This is a genomic window from Micromonospora sp. NPDC002296 (genome assembly GCF_040296145.1).
GTDB lineage: Bacteria > Actinomycetota > Actinomycetes > Mycobacteriales > Micromonosporaceae > Micromonospora.
Genome location: NZ_JBEOWQ010000113.1, coordinates 1 through 2,998, shown reverse-complemented (window position 1 = coordinate 2,998; position 2,998 = coordinate 1). Strand labels below are relative to the sequence as shown.

Sequence of the window (2,998 nt, the reverse complement as noted above, 5' to 3'; positions counted from 1 at the left end):
CACCCGATACGCCAAACGGGCCTCTCTCTACCGATCCAGCCTGGTCCTCATCGCCGCCATCATCTGGCTTCCATGATCGACAGGACAGGCCCTAGTCGCCAACTCTGTGGAAGTCGCTCCAGCTCGATGGTCAGCCGGCCGATGTCGAGCGCTACCCCGTCAGGACGCCGCGCGTTGACGAGTACAGCAGCGGAGTACAGCAACCGACCAGCCCGCAGCAGCTCCCATGAGGCGGCCAAGGGCCATTCGATGTCGCTGAGTTCAAACCCCGGGTGCTCGATGGCGGCTTCAGGTTGGCCGTCGTTCGGCTCGGCGGCGGCTTGGGCTTGGCCGTCGTGTGGCTCTCGTGGCCTATGGCTATGAAGCTGCCGTATGAGCTGCCGACGAGTCAGCGGTGCAGTGCAACGGCGTACACGATGATGGCCAGTATCCCGGTCATGACGATGACGGCGCCGGTGTCGAAGACGAGTGAGTCGGAGCCACCGCACACGATCGCGACCTTTGGATTCGCCGGGAGGTAGCGGACCTCGTACTTCCGCCCGAGCTTGAGGTCTGACCCGGCGTGATCTTTGATCGTGTAATTGCCCTTTGGGGTGGAGTACTGGAGAGTCCCGGTCGTGACGGGGCCGTACGGTCCGATCCTTCGCTGGAGGCTGATGACCCTGCCGGTGACCGTGACCGTCTCACTGGAAAACCGCAGTCGCCACTGCCTTACCGTTGTCCGGCCCAAGGTCAGGTAGAAGACCGCGACCATGGCAATCCAGAGAAGCAGGATGAACCAGTACATTTGGTCGACTCTCTTCAGTGACTCATGACGGCCGTCACGGTAGTCACCGGACGCCAGCGGGCCGCAGAACAACCCCTGACCCAAGCTGTTGCTCCCTGCCCCCAAACCTGACCCCAGCGCGACGCCAACGGCCGCCATCGGCCGAACGCCAGCCGACAGCAGTCTTGATCTTTGTAAGGCAGGGGCTGGCTCCGCAGCTTGCCCTTCCGCGCTTGCGGCCTCGCCCTGCGGGCGGCCTCCGGCCGCCCTCGGGCAGCCCGCAGCGCCAGTGTCGATTGCATGGACCAGGTACGGATTGATCTTGACCAGGCGCCCTGAAGGATGCATCTAACGATGCAGGCCAGTGGGCCGGGCCCAGCTCGGCCCGTACTCCATTCCTAAACCGTGTGTCGCAGGTTCGAATCCTGCCGGGGGCACCTCAAAGATCAGCAGGCCGGGGGTTGACGTGTAGCAGCATGAGGGCGGTGTCGTCGACGGCGTGACCGCCGGCGTATCCGGCCGCGTCCTTCGACAGTCGGGCCAGGGTGTCGGTGGCGCCGGCACCGTGGGTGGCGGCAAGCGACTGCGCGAGGCGGTCCTCGCCGAACATGGGCCCCTGGCCACAGTCCCGGGCTTCGGTGATGCCGTCGGTGTAGAGCAGCAGCGCGTCGCCGGGGTTCAGGTGGAACGCGGTTTCCTTCAGGTGCTCTCGGCCGAGTCGCATCAATGGGCTCAGCAGGATCCCTGCCGCGTCGAGTGGTTCCACGGTTCCGTTCGCGCGGCGGATGAGGGCCGGTGGGTGTCCGGCGCTGGCGTAGTGCCCGCTGATGCCGTCGCCGGATGGGCGGAAAGTGGCAAGCGCGGCGGTGAGGAACCGGTCGCTGGTCTTCTGCTCCAGCATTGCCTCGTGCAGGCGGTGCAGGACCAGGCTGGGTCGGGCGTGCTGGGTGGCCTCGGCGCGGATCGTGTACCGGGCCAGGGCGGTCACCTTCGCGGCGTCGATGCCCTTGCCGCACACGTCACCCATCACGGCGCACCATGCCTTGCCGCGGGTGCGGAACAGGTCGTAGAAGTCGCCGACCACGTCCGCGCCGGCCACACCGGTGGTGTCGGCCGGCAGGTGTACGGCGGCGACGTCCATGCCGGGCGCGATCGGCATCCGTGGTGGCAGGAGGCTGTCCTGCAGGGTCCGGGCGAGCGCCGAGGAGGCGTCGCCGGCGGTGCGGGCGTCGTGCAGCGCCTGGCGCAGGGCGATCTCGGAGGTCACCGAACGGGCCAGGATCCGCAGCGCCTCGCGCTGCGGCTCGGTGAAGGGCCGGGCAGCGTCGTCCACCACGCAGAACCCGCCGAGTACCTGTCCATCCGGTGATAGCACCGGGTAGCCGGCCCACGCGCCGATGCCAAGCGCGCCGACTGCGGCCAGCTCCTTGATCCGAGGATCGGTGACGGCGTTCTCGGCGATCAGCGGCTCGCCGGTGCCGATCAGGATGTGGCACGGGCTGTCCCGGATGTCGTTTTCCCGGCCGGCTGTCGGGTCTACGCCGATCGCGCTCTTCCAGAACGACCGGCGGCCGTCCGCGACGGTGAAGAACGCCATCCGGGTGCCGGTGACGGCCAGAGCCAGCCGCGCGAGGTCGTCGAACGTGCCCTCGGCGGCGGTGTCCAGCAGCCCAGAGGCGGTGACCGCTGCCAGTCGTGCCGGGTCGAACACGGCCTGTGGCAGCTCGCCCGCCGCCGGAGGGATGGCCTCCTTGACCATCACGTCACTCCTCCTGCCGCTGCCGCTTTCAGGCACCGCTCCCGTTCCGTGTTCCGACTGAGGTGAAGAGTAGCGCCCCGCCCAGGCGATGGGCAGGACGCAGAACACCACGCTGGCGAGTGCCTGTGCCTGCACAGAGGTCGTGCCGTGCCACTACACCGGCGTAGAGGTCCGCGCCTGCCCTGGCCCACCGTCTCCTTCACCCACGCCCCGTACTCAGCGCGTCTCGCCGAAAGGCTCACCACCCCCGGGGCCGCCGAGTTCGCGCCGGATGAAGTCGAAGATCTCGGCGTCGGTCGCGTCGTCGAGGGTCTGCGTGACCGGTTTCTCCTCGGTCGGCGGCCGGGGGGGGGCCCCCCCCCCCCCCCCCCCCCCCCCCCCCCCCCAACAAGAAAGGGAGAGGGGGGGGGTGGGAGAGAGTGTTAGGGCTAGACGGGAGATATATGGTGGGGGCGGGGGAGAAAAAAAAGGGG

At 68.1% G+C, this 2,998-nt stretch carries 2 protein-coding genes; both read right to left on the bottom strand.

All coding sequences use genetic code 11. The annotated features are described in order from the left end of the window. Positions 1–388: 388 nt before the first annotated feature. Positions 389–787 carry a DUF3592 domain-containing protein gene (locus tag ABT023_RS28895; RefSeq protein WP_350889846.1) on the bottom strand — a complete coding sequence of 133 codons (399 nt, stop codon included), beginning with the start codon at positions 785–787 and terminating at the stop codon, positions 389–391. Between the two features lie 418 nt (positions 788–1,205). Then, positions 1,206–2,525, bottom strand: coding sequence for a PP2C family protein-serine/threonine phosphatase (locus ABT023_RS28890; RefSeq protein ID WP_350889845.1), 1,320 nt, complete (start codon positions 2,523–2,525; stop codon positions 1,206–1,208). Between the last annotated feature and the right edge of the window lie 473 nt (positions 2,526–2,998).

What these genes read in the sequence shown, in the direction of transcription:
- ABT023_RS28895 (WP_350889846.1), bottom strand. Translation starts at nt 787, where the DNA reads ATGTACTGGTTCATCCTGCTTCTCTGGATTGCCATGGTCGCGGTCTTC.
- ABT023_RS28890 (WP_350889845.1), bottom strand. Translation starts at nt 2,525, where the DNA reads ATGGTCAAGGAGGCCATCCCTCCGGCGGCGGGCGAGCTGCCACAGGCC.